Origin of the sequence: Bradyrhizobium sp. CB2312 (assembly GCF_029714425.1) — a bacterium.
Taxonomy (GTDB): Bacteria; Pseudomonadota; Alphaproteobacteria; order Rhizobiales; family Xanthobacteraceae; genus Bradyrhizobium.
Genome location: NZ_CP121668.1, coordinates 7,546,127 through 7,563,383, shown reverse-complemented (window position 1 = coordinate 7,563,383; position 17,257 = coordinate 7,546,127). Strand labels below are relative to the sequence as shown.

At 66.6% G+C, this 17,257-nt stretch carries 12 protein-coding genes; 7 read left to right on the top strand and 5 right to left on the bottom strand.

Annotated features, from left to right (window positions below):
* Nucleotides 1–142 precede the first annotated feature (142 nt).
* Nucleotides 143–1,597, top strand: coding sequence for a cell wall hydrolase (locus tag QA642_RS36745; RefSeq protein ID WP_283081261.1), 1,455 nt, complete (start codon nucleotides 143–145; stop codon nucleotides 1,595–1,597).
* A gap of 153 nt (nucleotides 1,598–1,750) precedes the next feature.
* On the opposite strand, the gene nadC is transcribed toward QA642_RS36745, so the two are convergent.
* The 3 genes from nadC to nadA form a co-directional block, all read right to left on the bottom strand.
* Entirely contained in the window at nucleotides 1,751–2,629 is an 879-nt protein-coding gene (nadC, locus tag QA642_RS36740) for a carboxylating nicotinate-nucleotide diphosphorylase (RefSeq protein WP_283081260.1), read from the bottom strand.
* A 9-nt stretch (nucleotides 2,630–2,638) separates the two neighbouring features.
* Nucleotides 2,639–4,243 (bottom strand): L-aspartate oxidase, encoded by a 1,605-nt coding sequence (locus QA642_RS36735; protein ID WP_283081259.1) that lies wholly within the window; start codon nucleotides 4,241–4,243, stop codon nucleotides 2,639–2,641.
* A 181-nt stretch (nucleotides 4,244–4,424) separates the two neighbouring features.
* Nucleotides 4,425–5,531, bottom strand: a complete 1,107-nt coding sequence (gene nadA, locus QA642_RS36730; protein ID WP_283081258.1) for a quinolinate synthase NadA — start codon at nucleotides 5,529–5,531, stop codon at nucleotides 4,425–4,427.
* 336 nt (nucleotides 5,532–5,867) lie between these two features.
* On the opposite strand from nadA, the gene QA642_RS36725 reads away from it, so the two are divergent.
* From QA642_RS36725 to QA642_RS36700, 6 genes are all read left to right on the top strand, one after another.
* Nucleotides 5,868–7,118 (top strand): MFS transporter, encoded by a 1,251-nt coding sequence (locus tag QA642_RS36725; RefSeq protein WP_283081257.1) that lies wholly within the window; start codon nucleotides 5,868–5,870, stop codon nucleotides 7,116–7,118.
* 41 nt (nucleotides 7,119–7,159) lie between these two features.
* Nucleotides 7,160–8,146 (top strand): MDR family oxidoreductase, encoded by a 987-nt coding sequence (locus QA642_RS36720; RefSeq protein ID WP_283081256.1) that lies wholly within the window; start codon nucleotides 7,160–7,162, stop codon nucleotides 8,144–8,146.
* Between the two features lie 113 nt (nucleotides 8,147–8,259).
* Nucleotides 8,260–8,844 (top strand): hypothetical protein, encoded by a 585-nt coding sequence (locus QA642_RS36715; RefSeq protein WP_283081255.1) that lies wholly within the window; start codon nucleotides 8,260–8,262, stop codon nucleotides 8,842–8,844.
* 152 nt (nucleotides 8,845–8,996) lie between these two features.
* Nucleotides 8,997–9,230, top strand: a complete 234-nt coding sequence (locus tag QA642_RS36710; protein ID WP_283087055.1) for a hypothetical protein — start codon at nucleotides 8,997–8,999, stop codon at nucleotides 9,228–9,230.
* Nucleotides 9,231–9,458: 228 nt separating this feature from the next.
* The gene (locus tag QA642_RS36705) at nucleotides 9,459–11,201 is read left to right on the top strand and encodes a HAMP domain-containing methyl-accepting chemotaxis protein (RefSeq protein WP_283081254.1); all 1,743 of its coding nucleotides are present in this window, start codon (nucleotides 9,459–9,461) and stop codon (nucleotides 11,199–11,201) included.
* Between the two features lie 354 nt (nucleotides 11,202–11,555).
* Nucleotides 11,556–13,244: a methyl-accepting chemotaxis protein gene (locus QA642_RS36700; RefSeq protein ID WP_283081253.1), complete on the top strand. Its 1,689-nt coding sequence runs from the start codon at nucleotides 11,556–11,558 to the stop codon at nucleotides 13,242–13,244.
* A 195-nt stretch (nucleotides 13,245–13,439) separates the two neighbouring features.
* Here QA642_RS36700 and QA642_RS36695 read toward each other — a convergent pair whose 3' ends face one another.
* On the bottom strand, nucleotides 13,440–16,163 hold the full coding sequence (locus QA642_RS36695) for a DUF2339 domain-containing protein (RefSeq protein WP_283081252.1): 2,724 nt from the start codon (nucleotides 16,161–16,163) through the stop codon (nucleotides 13,440–13,442).
* A gap of 93 nt (nucleotides 16,164–16,256) precedes the next feature.
* The gene (locus QA642_RS36690) at nucleotides 16,257–17,225 is read right to left on the bottom strand and encodes an NAD regulator (protein WP_283081251.1); all 969 of its coding nucleotides are present in this window, start codon (nucleotides 17,223–17,225) and stop codon (nucleotides 16,257–16,259) included.
* Nucleotides 17,226–17,257: the final 32 nt, after the last annotated feature.

Below are 17,257 nucleotides of genomic sequence, written 5' to 3'. Positions count from 1 at the left end.
ACCTGTGTTCGCTTGAGTGTGCCGCGCGCGCAACGCCGATTAACGCCCCGGCAACCTAAATTGGATACTTACGAAAAAGATCGAATTGCACGGATGTACTGAGTTCGATCGGAACGGGCGTAAGCGTTGCGTGAGCGTATCGATGTCAGTGTTGCGTAACCATCCGAAGGGCGCGCGGTTCGCGTCCTTCGGCATCGGTCTCTGCATCTTCGCATTGATGCCGAGAGAGACCGGCTATCAGGACATTGCCTCTCTGCTGGCGCGCCAGCCCGGCGTTGCCGAGCGTTGGCAGAAGCAGGTGTTTTCCGCGGCGTCCTCGATCCAACTGGCCACCTACAGTTTCTCCCGGCCCATTGGCACGTCGGCGCCGCAGAGCGCGATGGTTCGGCTCGCGAGCCTCGACAGTCGCGACGTCACCGGCGCAATCAGCCGCAATCCGGCGCTGCAGGCGCCGCCGCGCTACCAGGCCGCCGATTTTCCCAAGGTCGATCGCTCGCTGAAGGGCGATCGTCTCGCAACCGTCGCGCCTGCGCAGGCGCCAGAGACGACAGCACCGGCCGTGACGCCCGCGCAGGAAGATCCCGCGACCTCGAACAGCTCGGTGTTCGGCGCCAAGACCGCCACCTTGCCGCAAGCAATGTCGCCCGAGTCCGCAGCCGCGCTCGATCCCGAGCTCGCCGAAGCGCTGCGGGCGCCGCCGCTGCCGCAATATGCCAATCCGCCAAAGGCCAGCGACCTCGCGCGCTCGTTCGCGGTGCAGCCGCTGGAGGCATTGAAGCAGGCGACACTACCGGCGGCACCGCCGCGCGATCCCTTCAGCGTCAAGACCGCGAAGCTGTTCTTCGGCAGCTCCTCGCTCGGCGGCAATCTCGAGAGCATCGAAAGCTGGCAGCCTGGCGCCGAGCCGCTGATCGTGATGCCCGATCCCGACATGAAGGTGACGGCCTCGCTGACGCCGCCGACCGAAGAGATCGCCAGGGATATCGAAAGCGGCGAGAGCGTCGCGCCGAAGGGCGAGGTCAACGTCGACAACCAGCGCACTAGATCGCCGGCGGAGCGGCTCGCACTCGACGACAAGTCGCGCGCGAAGTCGGAAAAATGTCTCGCCGAGGCGATCTACTTCGAATCCCGCGGCGAAGCCGTGCGCGGCCAGATGGCGGTGGCGCAGGTGGTGATGAACCGCGTGTTCTCCGGCAAATATCCTGATACCGTGTGCGGCGTGGTCTACCAGAACAAATATCGCCACTTCGCCTGCCAGTTCACCTTCGCCTGCGACAACAATCCCGACGTGATCCGCGAGCCGGAGATGTGGGAGCGTGCCAAGAAGATTTCGAAGGCGATGCTCGACGGCCAGATCTGGCTGCCCGAGGTCGGCAAGTCCACGCATTACCACGCCTACTGGGTGCGCCCGTCCTGGGTCGCCGAGATGAAGAAGATGTACAAGACCGGCGTGCACACCTTCTACCGCCCGCGCGCCTGGGGCGACGGGAGCGAGGAGCCGAGCTGGGGCACCCCGGCGCAGACCGCCGCGCTCTCCGCCGAGCTCGCGCAGGAAGCCAAGAGCTCCGCCGAGATGGGCGTGAGCGAACGGAGGTAGGCATTCTTCACCTCGCCCCGCTTGCGGGGAGAGGTCGGATCGCTTTAGCGATCCGGGTGAGGGGGTACAGGTCCCGCGACAGTCGCATGTGCGGAGAGAGGCCCCTCACCCCAACCCTCTCCCCGTAAGAACGGGGAGAGGGAGTAGGCCACCTCACGCCTCGATATCCAGCGCACAGTCGAAGTTCGGCGCCGAATGCGTCAGGGCGCCGGATGACGCATAGTCGACGCCGGTCGCCGCGATCGCGGCGATCGAGTCCAGCGTGACGCCGCCGGACGCTTCCAGCTCGAGGCGCCCCTCCGTCATCCGCACCGCCTCGCGCAAGGTCGCAAGGTCCATGTTGTCGAGCAGCACGGCGTCGGCGAGACCCGTATCGAGCACCTCGCGCAATTGCGCCAGCGTATCGACCTCGATCTCGATCTTGACGAGATGGCCGGCATGCGCACGGGCGCGCTCCAGCACCGGGCGGATGCCGCCGGCGACCGCGATGTGGTTGTCCTTGATCAGGATTGCATCATCGAGCCCGAAACGGTGGTTGAAGCCGCCGCCGCAGCGCACCGCGTATTTCTCTAGCGCCCGCAATCCCGGCGTGGTCTTTCGCGTGCAGCAGATCCGCATCTTCGTGCCCTCGGTGCGCGCGACGTAATCGGCCGTGAGCGTCGCAACACCGGACAGCCGGCCGACGAAATTCAGCGCGGTCCGCTCCGCCGTGAGGATGGCGCGGGCGGGGCCTGAGATCGTCAGGACGTGCTGTCCGCGGGCAACGCGGGCGGCGTCACGGACATGCGCGCGCACCTCGATGTCGGACGAGAGCTTTTGCAGCGTCGCCAGTGCCAGCGGCAATCCAGCAATGACGCCGGACTGGCGCGCGACCAGGATGGCCTGCGCTTTCGTTGCTTCGGGGATGGTCGCGAGCGAGGTGATGTCGCCGGCGCGGCCGAGGTCTTCCGCCAGTGCGAGCTGCACGGCCGCGTCGATGGCGAGCGGCGAGAGGAAGGCGTCGGGATAGAGCAGGGAGGTCGGGGTCATCATGAGCTTCCTTCAGGCGATCATGGGTTGGGCGGTGCGCGGCAGCGGACGTTCGCTCAGGCTTTCCGCGACTTCGCGTGCCGCTGTGAGCGTCGTCATCGTCCGCTGTGCCAGCGCGGGAACATCCGCCGGATGGTCGAAGCGGAAATGTGCGCCGCGGCTCTCGCGTCGGGTCCAGGCGGAAGCCGCGACGAGCAGGGCCGTTGTTGCCATGTTGCGGACGGTGATGCTAGTCGCCTCGTGTTCCAGTGCGGCGAAGCTGCGCACGGCCTCCGCGAGCCCGTCACCATCGCGGATCACGCCGACATGCGCGCTCATCATCGCCCGCAGCCGCGTCACGCTGGCTTCGTCCGCGCTGCTGCTGCGTTGTGTCACCAGCGCATCCGGAAGCCGGGCCGGCGAGGGGATCGGGCGGCCGGCGATGTCGTCGGCGATGCGCGCGGCATAGACCACGGCTTCGAGCAGCGAGTTCGAGGCGAGGCGGTTGGCGCCATGCGCGCCGGTGGACGACACCTCGCCGCCCGCCCAGAGCCCGTCGATCGAGCTGCGCCCGCATGCATCGACCGCGATGCCGCCCATGTGGTAGTGCGCGGCCGGCGCGATCGGGATGGCTTGCGTCGCGGGATCGATGCCGGCGGCGATGCAGCTTGCGTGCACGGTCGGAAACTTTTCGGCGAAGCGCGCGCCGAGCGCCGTCCGCGCGTCGAGGAAGGCGCCGCGCCCGGCCGCGATCTCCGCGAACACGCCGCGGGCCACGATGTCGCGGGGCGCGAGCTCGGCGAGCGGATGATGGGCGAGCATGAAGCGCTCGCCATCGCCGTTGATCAATATCGCGCCTTCGCCGCGCAGCGCTTCGGTTGCGAGCGGCGCGGGATCGCGCCCCACCATGATGGCGGTCGGGTGGAACTGCACGAATTCGGGGTCGGCGATGACCGCGCCGGCGCGCGCGGCGATCGCAAGGCCGGAGCCGTTGGCCTCGACCGGATTGGTGGTGACGGCATAGAGATGGCCGATGCCCCCGGTGGCGAGCACGACCGCACGCGAGGCGAGCATGACCGGCCGCGCGGCGGGATTGCCGGCCTCGCGCAATTGAAGGCCGGTGACCGCGCCGTCCTCAGTCAACAGTGCCTCGGCGACAAAACCTTCGATCGGCCGGATCGAGGGTGTGCAGCGCACGGCCTCACTCAAGGCCGCGATGATCGCCGCGCCGGCGCCGTCGCCGCGCACATGCACGATGCGCCGCGCGGAATGCGCGGCTTCCCGACCGACGGCGAGCCGGCCTTCGAGGTCGCGATCGAACGGCACGCCATAGGCGAGCAGATCGTGGATTCGCGGCGCCGCTTCACGCGCGATGCCGAGCGCGACGGCCTCGTCGACGATGCCGCCGCCGACGGCAATGGTGTCGGCGGCATGCGCTTCCGGCGTATCGCCCTCGGCCACCGCCGCGGCGATGCCGCCTTGCGCCCATGCAGAGGATGCGCCTTGGCCAAGCGGCGCTGCCGAGATCAAGGTCACCGGCCGCGGCGCGAGCTTGAGCGCGCAGAACAATCCGGCAAGGCCGCCGCCGACGATGACGACGTCGTCGGTGGTGCGGGTGAGATTGTGGATGTTTGTCATGGTTGTTCCTCTTGCTTCGCTGTCGTCCCTGCGAAAGCAGGGACCCATACTCCGCGGCGGAAGTTGTCTTGCGAAGCTCTGCAACGTCGTTCTTCGCAACCACGTCTCCCCGTGGTTATGGGTCCCGGATCTGCGCTTCGCTTGTCCGGGACGACACCGTGGGTGTTGCTGCTTCTCGCCTTCAGTTCTTCAGATTGATCATCCGCTCGACCGAACGCCGAGCTCGCTCTGCGAGCGCGGGATCGATTGTGACCTCCTCGCGCAGCGTCAGCAGGCTCTCCAGGATGTTGGCGAGGGTGATGCGCTTCATGTGCGGGCAGAGATTGCAGGGGCGCAGCATCTCCACATCGGGCAGCTCGGCGCGGACATTGTCGGCCATCGAGCATTCCGTGATCATCACGAGGCGCCGAGGCCGCCGCTCGCGCACCCAGTTGATCATGTGCGCGGTCGAGCCGGTGAAGTCGGCTTCCGCCAGCACATCCGGCGGGCACTCGGGGTGCGCGATGATCTGCACCGACGGGTCGGCCTCGCGAAACGCGCGCAGCTCTTCGCCCTTGAAACGCTCATGCACCTCGCACGCGCCCTTCCAGGCGATGATCTTCACGTCGGTCTTCGAGGCCACGTAGGTCGCGAGGTAGCGGTCGGGCAGGAAGATCACGGTCGGCGCGTTGAGGCTCTCCACCACCTGCACCGCATTGGACGAGGTGCAGCAGATATCGACCTCGGCCTTCACTTCCGCCGAGGTGTTGACATAGGCGACGACGGGCACGCCAGGGAATTTTTCGCGCAACAGCCGCACGTCGGCGCCGGTGATGCTGGCGGCGAGCGAGCACCCGGCGCGCGAATCCGGGATCAGCACCGTCTTGTCCGGGTTGAGCAGCTTTGACGTCTCCGCCATGAAGTGCACGCCGCACTGGACGATGATGCCGGCCTTCACCTTGGTGGCTTCGACCGCGAGCTGGAGCGAGTCGCCGCCGATGTCGGCGACGCAGTGGAAGATCTCCGGCGCCTGGTAGTTGTGCGCGAGGATCACCGCGCCGCGCGCCGCCTTCAGCTCGTTGATCGCGTGGATCGTCGGCGCCATCAGCGGCCACTCGATCGGCGGGATCACGTGCTTCAGGCGCTCGGAGAGCGGGGCGGTGGCGCGCTCGACCTCATCCGTCCATTCCAGCGAGGGCATCGGCAGCGCAGGCCCCGTGCGCCCCGGCGCGGCGCGGGGAGCGATGGTGGTTTGGCCCTGCGGCCGGCCTGCGAGATCGTCGGGGCCGTAAATTCCAGTGATCGGCATCAAAGCCTCCCGTGTATGCTAATTATGCTCTATATGAGTATATATACAGCCTGAGAAATCCGGCCGAGAGGGCCGGGGCGCTTCGCCAGAGCTCACATATACTCAACTTGAGTAAATCGAAGATAACACGCCCAGCGGCCGGCCGCTAGGGCAAGCCGCACACATTCCCGTTAAGTCGGGCTCGCGCGTCGGGCGAGCCCGCGAAGAAACGCAATGCTCCCACAGCAGCCCTTCGTGGAACGCAATCGTTTTTGACTTGGGATTTTCATGCACCTGCATTAAACGCTATGGCGCGGCTGCCTATTCCGGATCCGCCAACGACACATGAGGAAGTGCATGTCGACACAAGTGGGCGAGCTCGGTCCGGCCTCCCGTTCCTCCTGGCGCACGCCGGCGATCATCATTCTCTGCGGCTGCGCCATCGGCATGCTCGGCTTCGGCCCGCGCTCGGCGCTCGGCTTCTTCGTGCAGCCGATGAGCCACGAATTTGCCTGGGGCCGCGACGTGTTCGGCCTCGCCATCGCCGTGCAGAATCTTCTCTGGGGATTGGGCCAGCCCTTCGCCGGCGCGGTCGCCGATCGCTTCGGCCTGTTTCGGGTGATGTGCGTGGGCGCGCTGCTCTATGCCGGCGGCCTCTTGCTGATGCGCTATTCCTCGACGCCGCTGTCGCTCAACATCGGCGCCGGCGTCATGATCGGCTTCGGACTTGCCGGCTGCTCGTTCAACCTGGTGCTGTCGGCGTTCACAAAACTGCTGCCGGCGGAGAAGCGCGGCCTCGCGCTTGGCGCCGGCACCGCGGCGGGCTCGTTCGGCCAGTTCCTGTTCGCGCCGATCGGTGTCGCGCTGATCGACAATTTCGGCTGGCAGCAGGCGCTCTCCGTGTTCGGCTTCCTGATGCTGCTGATCATCCCGTTGTCGCTGGCGCTGTCGACGCCGCCAGTCACGAGCACGGCAAATGCGGCGCCCGCGGACGAGCAGACCTTTACGAAGGCGCTCGCCGAAGCGTTTGGCCATCGTTCCTATGTGCTGCTGGTGCTCGGCTTCTTCACCTGCGGCTTCCAGCTCGCCTTCATCACCGTGCATCTGCCGGCGTTCCTGGTCGATCGCGGCATCTCGACGCAAACCGGCGGCTGGGTGATCGCGGCGATCGGCCTGTTCAACATCATGGGATCGCTCAGCGTCGGCTATCTCCAGAACAGCTTGCCCAAGCGCTACATCCTCTCGACCATCTATTTCACCCGCGCGCTCGCGACGCTCGCCTTCATCTCGTTCCCGATCACGCCGTTCTCGGCGATCGCATTCGGCGCGGTTTCCGGTCTGACCTGGCTGTCGACAGTGCCGCCGACCTCGGCGCTGGTGGCCCTGATGTTCGGCACGCGCTGGCTCGCGACGCTCTATGGCTTTGCGTTCGTCAGCCATCAGGTCGGCGGCTTCCTCGGCGTCTGGCTGGGCGGCATCGTGTTCGAGAAGTTCGGTTCCTACACGCCGATCTGGTGGCTCTCGATCCTGTTTGGCGTGCTTTCGGCGCTGATCAATCTTCCGATCGTGGAGAAACCGGTTCAGCGGGTGGTTGCGCAGCCTGCCTGATCGGCTAAACAATCCCGACAAACAAGTCAGGGAGTTCAGCCGTGGCCACATTCAAGGCGATCCGGATCGACAAGGCGGACAAGGGCACCACCGCACAGCTCGCGCAGTTCGACGAAGCCGAGCTGATGGATGGCGATGTCACCGTCCGCGTGGAATGGTCGACCTTGAACTACAAGGACGGTCTCGCGCTCACCGGCAAGGCACCGGTGGTGCGCCGCTTCCCGATGATCGCCGGCATCGACTTCGCCGGCACGGTCGAAGCCTCCTCGCATCCGCAGTGGAAGGCGGGCGACAAGGTGGTCTGCACCGGCTGGGGCATGGGCGAGACCCATCTCGGCGCCTATGCCGAGAAGGCGCGGGTGAAGGGCGACTGGCTGGTCGCGTTGCCGCAAGGGCTCTCGGCGCGCGACGCCATGGCGATCGGCACCGCGGGCTTCACCGCGATGCTCTCGGTGCTGGCGCTGGAGAAGCACGGCCTGTCGCCAAAGAGCGGACCCGTGGTGGTGACGGGCGCCGCAGGGGGCGTCGGCTCGGTCGCAACGGCCGTGCTGTCGAAGCTCGGCTATCACGTCATCGCCTCGACCGGCCGCGCCTCGGAAGCGGATTACCTGAAAGAGATTGGCGCCGCCGAGGTGATCGACCGGAATGAGTTGTCGGCGGCGGCAAAACCCCTGGCCAAGGAGCGCTGGGCGGGCGGCGTCGACAGCGTTGGCTCGACGACGCTCGCGAATCTCCTGTCGATGACGAAATACGGCGGGGCGATCGCGGCCTGCGGCTTGGCGGCCGGCATGGACCTGCCGTCTTCCGTCGCACCCTTCATTTTGCGCGGAGTGTGCCTTCTCGGCATCGATTCCGTGATGTGCCCGATTGAGCCGCGGAAGGCCGCCTGGCAGCGTCTCGCGTCGGATCTGGATCGGACGAAACTATCTGAAATCACTCAGGAAATTTCGCTCGGCGAAGTTCCGGAATGGGGCGCGAAAATCCTGGCCGGCCAGGTCCGCGGTCGCGTCGTGGTAAAAATTGTCTAACGGCGTTCAGACTTTACCAACCAAGCTGCTTCAATGTTGCCTTGGTTAGTATGGTAAGCAGCGGGTAAAGAGATAAGGCATCGCCCGCTGCGGGGGTTGGTTCGGAGTTGAGCATGCTTGCGCGTATTGTGTTGGGGGCGGTCACGGCGGCAGCGACGTTTGCGCCGGCCATTGCAGGTAGCATGAATGCCGACGAGGCACGCCGCTTTGTGGCTGGCAAGGTGTTCGCCTTCACCTGTTTCGACGGCACGCGCGGCGCAGGCCGCATTCTCGACGATCTCGGCGCCGCCGGGGCCGTGCAGTTCTCGGGCTCTGGCCCGGTGAAACATCTCCGCCTGCCCGGCAACACGCTCCAGATCCGCGGCCAGAACGTCTGCGCCTCGATCAAGGGCATCCCGTTCGAGCCCTGTTTCAACCTGGAAAAGACCGACGAGCGCAGCTTCCGCGGCTCGGTGTCTGGCATGGGCTTCGCCTATTGCGACTTCCATCACCAGGGCGGCAACCAGATGCTGATGGCGCGTGCCGCGGCGCGTCCGCGCTCGCTGCGCTCCGAGCGCACCGGATCGGTCGGCGCCTCCAACACCGAGGTCGCCGCGCGGGTCGAGACGCCGCGTGTCGAGAGCGGCCGGCTCGAGCCGGTGAAGGCCGAACCCGCCAGGAACGACGCCCCGCTGGAGCTGCGCCGCTCGACCCAGTGAGCTGGCCGCGGGATCCCGCCGCCTACTTTGTCCTTGAAGAGCCGCATCGAGCACGAAGCCGCTGCGCCGTAATCATACGGACGGCGGTTTTCATGCGTTGGTAGCTAGTCGTGTCCCAGTTTGCGCAGGGCCGGGGGGCGCAAGGGTTCTACATGTCGCTGTATTTCTTTCGCATCAGCACCGGCCGCTATTCCGGCGCCGCCGACCAGCCGTACGAGTTCGAGGACCGGGCGGCCGCCTGGACCGAGATGACCGAGGTCTGCGCCAATCTACTCGGCGGCATCGCGCGCGGCCTGAAGCCGAATGCCGAGTGGCGCATGGAGCTGCTCGACGAGAACAAGAAGCCGGTCTTCCGCGTCAGCCTCGTCGGCGAGAAGGTGGGCTGACGACCGCGAATAGCGCGACAGGCGTTAACGAACGCCAAGGCATGCAAATTCGCGAAGTGCAGATTCGCTGCACGCGAAAAGTGCGTAAGTCCGGCAACTTAAGCAGCGTTTTCAGTATTTCTACCTACCCCGCGGTGCGCCCCGTTTAACGTTAATGAGGAACCTCTCTGCTAGTTTTTCCCGACTGTTCACGCGCGTCCGCGCGGCCATGCGTAGCCGGGAGTATCGATGTCCTTCATTCAAAATCTGCGAATTGGCACCAAGCTCGCCGTCACCTCCGCGCTGACCATCGGGCTCGTCGCGCTGATGATTTTCCTTCAGAGGAGTGGCGACGCCGAGGTTCAGAAGCTCGGCATGAGCGCGGCCGGACAGCAGGCGATCGCGCAGAACGCCGCCGAAGCGAAGGCTTCGGTCCGCGGCATGCAGATCGGCATTCGCGACATCCTGACCTCATCCTCGCCGGCCGAGATGCAGAAAGCAGTCACCTATTTCAACGACCGCCAGACGGCGGCCCTGAAATTCGCCGGTGAGATGGCGAAGCTCTCGCGCTCCCCCGAGAACCGCAAGCGGATCGATCGACTGACGGTGCTGATCGGCGATTTCGGCAAAGGCGCGCAGCAGATCGAAGCCATCCGCAAGCAGGAGCTCGCGCTCGAGGGCAAGAAGGACGGCGAGGCGGCGACGCAATTTGCAAAGCTCGCGGCCGAGATCGATCGCGTCCGCAAGGGGACGCTGGCGCCGATCAACGAAGAGATTTCGGATCTGTCGAACCAGATCACCGAGTTCGCCAAGCAGAGAAGCCTTGAGGCCCGTGCCGAGGCTGAAGCGGAGGCGGCGTCGGTTGCGCGGACCTCGCTCGTCGTCGGTGTGCTGGTCGCGCTGGTTCTTGTCGGCGCGTGCATCTTCTCGGTCTTCAGCATCGCGCGGCCCATGCGTGCGCTGACGCTGGCGATGGAGAAGCTCGCCGGTGGCGATTTCTCGGTGGTGCTGCCCGGGCTCGGCCGCAAGGACGAGGTCGGCGAGGTCGCCGGTGCCGTCGAGAAATTCAAGGTCGTGTCCGAGCAGAAAGCGCGCGCGGAAGCGGAAGCCAAGATGCGGCAGGATCAGATCGCAGCCGAGCAACGCAAAGCGGAGATGCGCAGGCTCGCCGACAGTTTCGAGGGCGCTGTCGGCGAAATCGTCGGCACGGTATCGTCGGCCTCGACCGAGCTCGAAGCGTCCGCCACGACGCTCACCTCGACCGCAGAGCGTACGCAACAGTTGACCACTGTGGTTGCGGCCGCTTCGGAAGAAGCCTCCACCAACGTGCAGTCGGTGGCCTCCGCCACCGAGGAACTGTCGTCCTCGATCACGGAGATCAGCCGCCAGGTGCAGGAATCCGCGCGTGTCGCGAGCGAAGCCGTCGGCCAGGCTCGCACCACGACCGAACGCGTCAGCGAACTGTCCAAGGCGGCGACACGTATCGGCGATGTCGTCGAGCTGATCAACACGATCGCGGGCCAGACCAATCTTCTGGCGCTCAATGCCACGATCGAGGCGGCGCGCGCCGGCGAGGCCGGCAAGGGGTTTGCGGTCGTCGCCTCCGAGGTCAAGGCGCTCGCCGAGCAGACCGCGAAGGCCACCGGCGAGATCGGTCAGCAGATCTCCAGCATCCAGGCCGCGACGCAGGAATCGGTCGGTGCCATCAAGGACATCAGCGATACCATCGAAAAGCTGTCCGAGATCTCCTCGACCATCGCGGCGGCGGTCGAAGAGCAGGGCGCGGCGACGCAGGAAATCTCCCGCAACGTGCAGCAGGCCGCGCAGGGCACGCATCAGGTCTCGTCCAACATCACCGACGTGCAGCGCGGTGCGAGCGAGACCGGTTCGGCCTCCTCGCAGGTGCTGTCCGCCGCGCAGATGCTGTCGGGCGACAGCAACCGTCTCAAGCTCGAGGTCGGGAGATTTCTCGAGACAGTGCGCGCGGCCTGATCCAGGCGTCGCCGGGCAGGGAGTAGCTCCGACGGCCGCGCTTGCTTGCGCGGCCGTTGTCGCCTTCATACGAACCGGTTGCAGCTTGGATGATGCACGGCCTCACGTGAGGCACATTCGCGTGTGCAGCGGGATGCCGCCGCAACCGCAAAATGATTGCGTGGACGTTAAGTATCGAGAATCGGTGAACCAGTAGTTCCACTAGGTTCTTGTTAACGCCTGTTTGCAATTATGGGCGCTATCTTACCGGATAAGAACCAGCCAGCATTGTTGGAAGGAAGCCGGCCCTATCGTCCGATGCGACGATTGCGGCGCGGGTGACTTGTGCGTTGCCTGGTATCAGCGGGTGTGGTGATGTCGAAGTTGTCGATCGTGTTCAAGCTTCTGACCGTGCTGTCGGTCCTCGTGCTCTCGCTCGCCGGCGTCGGCGTGACGGCGATCGGCACGATGCAGAACATCAACGCCCATACCGTCGAGATCGCGGAAAGCTGGCTGCCGAGCGTGCGTGCGCTCGGCTCGCTCCGGGCCGACATCAACGAGCTGCGCGTCGCGCTGCGGCTGCACCTGATGCAGGAGAGCGCCGAGGGCAAGGAGGCCGCCGAGAAGCGCCTCGCTTCGCTGCGCGACCGCATCGAGCAGACCCGCAAGGTCTACGAGCCCCTGATCACCTCATCGGAAGAGCGCTCGCTCTATCAGCAATGGGCCACGGCCTGGGGCGAGTATCTGAACGGCGTGCAGGAGGTGATGGCGCTGTCGCGCAAGAGCGTCGGCAAGTTCCCGACTGAGGCCAACGAGATGCTGCAGACCAAGGTCGCGAAGATGGCACAGGCGGCCGACCCGCTGCTTCAGAAGGGCATCGAGCTCAACAATCGCGGCGCCGAGCTGGAGACGAAGCAGGCGGCCGACAGCTACGCCATGATTTTCCGCGTGCTGGTCGGCATCATCGTGCTTTCGGTCGTGATCGCGATCAGCGCCGCCTATTATCTCGTGCGCGATGTCTCGCGTGGCATTGCTTCGATCATCAAGCCGATGCAGTCGCTCGGCGAGGGCGACCTTTCGGCCGAGGTGCCGCATCGCGGCGAGAAGACCGAGATCGGCTCGATGGCGGATGCGCTCCAGATCTTCAAGGAAGCCCTGATCGCCAAGAAGGCCGCCGACGAGGCTGCCGCGGCCGATGCCGAAGCCAAGATCGAACGCGGCCGCCGCGTCGACGCCATCACCGGCAGGTTCGAGGCCATGATCGGCGAGGTCGTCGGCACCGTGTCCTCCGCCTCGACCGAGCTCGAGGCCTCGGCCTCGACGCTGACCAGCACCGCGCAGCGCGGGCAGGAGCTGGCAACCGTGGTTGCCGCCGCGTCCGAGGAAGCCTCCACCAACGTCCAGGCGGTGGCCTCCGCCTCTGAAGAGCTGTCGTCCTCAATCACCGAGATCAGCCGGCGCGTGCAGGATTCGGCGCGGATGGCGGCGGAAGCGGTCGAGCAGGCGGCGCGCACCAACGAGCGCGTCAATGCGCTGTCGCAGGCGGCCTCCCGCATCGGCGACGTCGTCGAGCTCATCAACACCATCGCGGGCCAGACCAATCTCTTGGCGCTGAACGCCACCATCGAGGCCGCGCGCGCCGGCGAAGCCGGCCGCGGCTTCGCCGTCGTCGCCTCCGAGGTCAAGGCCCTGGCCGAGCAGACCGCGAAGGCCACCGGCGAGATCGGGGCGCAGGTCTCCGGCATCCAGGCCGCGACGCAGGAATCCGTCACCGCCATCCAGGAGATCGGCGACACCATCGAGCGGCTGTCCGAAGTGTCTGCGGCGATCGCCGCGGCCGTCGAGGAGCAGGGTGCGGCGACACAGGAGATCTCGCGCAACGTCCAGCAGGCCTCGGTCGGCACGCAGGAGGTTTCCTCGAACATCACCGACGTGCAGCGCGGCGCGATCGAGACCGGCGAGGCCTCGGTCGAGGTGCTGTCGGCGGCGAAGTCGCTGGCGACGGACAGCACGCGCCTCAAGGTCGAGGTCGCGCAGTTCCTGGAATCGGTCCGCGCGGCCTAGACGTCGCACACGGTCGTTATTCACCTCTCCCGTAGGGAGAGGTCGGATCGCATCGAAGATGCGATCCGGGTGAGGGGTTACAGTCTCACGATGCGCTGCGGCCCCTCACCCGGATTGCTGGGGACGATGCTCCGCATCGCCCGGCGCAATCCGACCTCTCCCCGCTGGGGAGAGGTGGGCACCTCCCCTGGAGCTCTACGGGCTCGTTTGCGGAGCCGGCGGCGATGTGACCTGCCGCCGGAACAGGATGCGCTGGTAGAGCCAGCCGATCGCCACCAGCACGATACCGAGGCACATGAACGACAGTGCGCGGTAGACACCCGTCAGCGTCGACATGTCGATCACGAAGGCCTTCAGGATCGTCAGCGCGATCACGACGGCGGAGGCCAGCCGCGCGCGCTCGGAGTTGACGAGGATGCCGACACCGAGCAGCACCACGCCGAAGGCGAGCCAGCCGATCGAATAGGTGTATTGCTCGGCGCCCGTGGTCGGTCCCGTGGAGAGGATCGGGCCGTGATAGAAGCGGCGGATCTCCAGCGTGACATAGGCGAGCGCGAACAGCAGCGCACCGCCTGCGATGGTGTTGGCGTAGACCTTGCCGCGCGCGCCGACCACGGCATAAGAGAGCAGCAGCATCAGCACCGCCGGCAGCGCGTAGCCGAGCAGCAGCAGGTTGAACACCGCGCCGCCGACGTCGATGCGCCAGATCAGCGGGTTCTCCAGGATGAAGAGGCCGAACAGGCTGATGAGGCCGGCGATCACGGTGAGCACGACCGCGCCGACATTGTGCACGATGCTGCCGCTGCGCAGCCGCAGCCGTTCCAGGCCGATGGCCATCGCGAGCGCGACGCAGACCTGCAGCGCGAATTCGAGCAGTGACGGCGGCGAGATCATGTCGCCGCCGGTCGCAAGGTGACGGATCTCCATGAAGGCGAGCAGCGCGGTGAACAGGATCGCGGCCGCCTCGACCACGCGCAGCGGGGCGTCATCGCCGTGGCGGCGCAGGAAGATGCTCGCACCCCAGAACGAGGCCGCCGGCAGGCCGTAACCCCAGAGCAGCCAGTTGAAGATCGGCGTCGTGCCGACGGCATCGCCGACGATGCGCGGATCATAGGCGATGCGTGCGGTGACGATCGCGGCGAAGATCGCAGCTAACCGGCGCAGCACTGGAATTGGCCGCTGCAACGAGATCCAGGCGGTGCCAAGCGACATCAGTGCGAGCGCAATGGTGAGCCAGCCCTTCTCCAGCGCGAAGGTCAGCGCCAGCGCCAGCGCGCCGAGCGTGCCGGTCGCGAATAGTGCGATCGAGGTTGCCACGCCCGGTCGTTCTTCGCGACGCATCAGCGCTTCGGTCGCGGCGCCGAAGGCAGCAGCGAGCAGCACTGCGAGGATCGCGAACGGAATGGAGCGGTCGAGATGGGCGATGCGCGCATAGAGCGCAACCAGGATCGCGATCGGCGTCGCGACGCCAGCCGCCGACCACACCATCGGAATGATCGCCGAATTAGAGCGGCCCTGCGCGAGAAAGCCCGCGACGCCGAAGCCGGCGGCGAAGATCGCGGCCATCACCAGATGCAGCGTCACGGAGCTGTCGGTCGCGACCGGTCCGACGCCGGGCATCGGGCCGCCCGGCAGCACCAGCATATCCGGATTGGCGCGCACCGCCCATTCCGCGAAGACGATGAAGACGGTCGCAGCGGCTGCGCCCAGCGCGCCGGTCGCCGCCGGCGCCCGCCAGGCGACGAACAGCGTGCCGCCGATAAGCAGCGTGAACGCGATCAGCGCAAGGTCCGCATGCGCGCTCGACAGCACGATCAGCATCGCGCCGAACAGATAGGCGCCGAGCGAGCTCGACGACACCGGCTCGATCTCGCCGTCCTCGATGGTCGGTCCGAACATGAAGCCGCAGACCACGAGCAGTGCGGCGAGCACGAAGCCGGCGATGACATGGAAAGCGTGCGGCGCGACCTGCAGATCGCTGGTGTCGAGCCCCGGGAAGACCCAGAGCACGGCGAAGACGATGGTCGTCACCGCAAGCCAGCGCCACAGCCGGATGCGGGCGAGACCAAAGCTCGCGGCGGTGACGATCGCGAGATAAATGTAGAGCGCCCAATAGTCCGGCTTGCCGCTGGAGACGAGGAGCGGCGTTACGAACGCGCCGACCACGCCGAGCCCGGCGAGCGCAGGGCCATGCAGCAGTGCGGCGGCGAGCGTGCCCATCGCGACGATGCCGAGCAGCACGAAGGCGGTTGCGGGCACGAGGAAGCCGTAGAGCGCGTAGGCGGCGTAGATGGTGGCAAACGCCACCGCCGTTCCCGCCGCGGTGAGGATGGCGGGGATGTTGGCGATCGGCAGCGCCGCGATGTTGGAGATGCTCTCCTTGCGCCGCGTCCATTCGCCGGCCGCGAGCAGCGCGGCTGCGAACAGGCCGCCGAGGAACACGCGCACGCCGGGGCCGACCAGGCCGGCCTCGATCGAATAGCGCACCATGAAGAAGCCGCCGAGCGCGAGCGCAAGGCCGCCGATCCACACCACCCAGCGCGTGCCGAGCCGTTCCTCGAAGCCAGGTTCTCTGGAAACAGGCGCCGGTGTGGGCAACGGCGGCGGTGCATCGCCGGCGGTGCTCGCTTCGAGCGACGGCGGCGAGGCCTCTTCGGTGACGAGCGGAGGCGGCGCCGCCTCGGCTTCCGGCGCAAGCGGCGGCGGTTCGGCGGCGGCAGCCGTCGCGGGCGCCTCGGGCTGCACTTGGGCGGGCAGGAGCGGCGGCGGCTGCTGCACCTGCCGCTGCGCATAAAATTTCTCTTCGAGCGAGCTCAGCCGGCGGCGCAGCTCGGTCGCCTGGCTGGAAGCCTTGATCGCGATCAGGAAGGCGATGATCGCAATGATCAGCGCGAAGACGTCAAACGGGCCGTCGAACATAAAGCCTCCTGGCAACCGGCGCGCAGGGGCCGATCACACGAATCTCAGCATGATCTTCTCGGAAAACCGCTACGCACTTTTCCGGATCATGCCCTAGCGCCGGGAGCGGACGCGCAAGCCCGGCGCGGGCCGCTCCTGGAGCACCTCGCGGCGGAAGCGGTAGAGCGCTGCCGGCCGTCCGCCGGTCTGTGTCGACATCACGCCGGTCGGTTCGACCAGGGCTTCGGTTTCGACCAGGCGGCGGAAATTCTGCTTGTGCAGGTGCCGGCCGGAGATCGCCTCCACCGTATGCTGCAATTCCGTAAGTGTGAACTCGGCGGGCAAAAGTTCAAACACCACAGGGCGATACTTCAATTTCGCGCGCAGCCGCGCGATTGCCGTGGCGAGAATCCGGCGGTGGTCGAACCGCATGGAAGTGCCGAGCGCGGGCAGCGCCTTGCGCGCTAATGCCGCAGGGCGGCCGTCGCGCCGTGCCTCCTCGATCAGGCCAGCCTCGTACAGCAGCTCGTAGCGGTCGAGCACGCGCTCCTCGTCCCAGGGCGCGCCGTCGAGGCCGAAATAGAACCGCACGCGATCTTTTCGCGGCAATGCGCGCGTGGTCTCCGGCGTCTCTTCCTCGGCCCATTTGGCGAGCGCCGGGATGATGTCGCGGGCGATGATCGCGGGCGGCTGCTCGCGCCAATCCTCCCAGGGGAAGAAGCGATACCAGGGCTCGAAGCTCGCGCCGGTCGCAGCAAGCTCGCCGTCCACCGCGCGCGTCAGCGCGAGATAGCCGATCGACACCATATGCGCGCCGGTGTCGCCGGCCTCGGCATGGCGGCCGCGGTCGCCGAAGGTGTAGAGCTGCTCGACATAGCCGAGCCGCAAGGCCGCCTGTTCCTCGACCCAGGCGCGCAAGCCGATCTCGAAGGTGCGGTGGCTGAGCGCGTCGAACGGCCCGAACGGCAGTCCGGCCAGCCCGTCGCTGCCGCGCGCGGTGAGGACCAGCGGCTCATGATCCGCGATCGCGACGATCGCCGCAGTCAGCCCGATCTCGATCGGCGTCAGCAGCTTGTCGCTCATGCGATGATGATCGCGGGTGGTGGCACGTCATG

Bases quoted from the DNA above. Each gene is read 5' to 3' on its own strand.
- QA642_RS36745 (WP_283081261.1), top strand. From the start codon at position 143: ATGTCAGTGTTGCGTAACCATCCGAAGGGCGCGCGGTTCGCGTCCTTC.
- nadC (WP_283081260.1), bottom strand. From the start codon at position 2,629: ATGATGACCCCGACCTCCCTGCTCTATCCCGACGCCTTCCTCTCGCCG.
- QA642_RS36735 (WP_283081259.1), bottom strand. From the start codon at position 4,243: ATGACAAACATCCACAATCTCACCCGCACCACCGACGACGTCGTCATC.
- nadA (WP_283081258.1), bottom strand. From the start codon at position 5,531: ATGCCGATCACTGGAATTTACGGCCCCGACGATCTCGCAGGCCGGCCG.
- QA642_RS36725 (WP_283081257.1), top strand. From the start codon at position 5,868: ATGTCGACACAAGTGGGCGAGCTCGGTCCGGCCTCCCGTTCCTCCTGG.
- QA642_RS36715 (WP_283081255.1), top strand. From the start codon at position 8,260: ATGCTTGCGCGTATTGTGTTGGGGGCGGTCACGGCGGCAGCGACGTTT.
- QA642_RS36710 (WP_283087055.1), top strand. From the start codon at position 8,997: ATGTCGCTGTATTTCTTTCGCATCAGCACCGGCCGCTATTCCGGCGCC.
- QA642_RS36705 (WP_283081254.1), top strand. From the start codon at position 9,459: ATGTCCTTCATTCAAAATCTGCGAATTGGCACCAAGCTCGCCGTCACC.
- QA642_RS36700 (WP_283081253.1), top strand. From the start codon at position 11,556: ATGTCGAAGTTGTCGATCGTGTTCAAGCTTCTGACCGTGCTGTCGGTC.
- QA642_RS36695 (WP_283081252.1), bottom strand. From the start codon at position 16,163: ATGTTCGACGGCCCGTTTGACGTCTTCGCGCTGATCATTGCGATCATC.
- QA642_RS36690 (WP_283081251.1), bottom strand. From the start codon at position 17,225: ATGAGCGACAAGCTGCTGACGCCGATCGAGATCGGGCTGACTGCGGCG.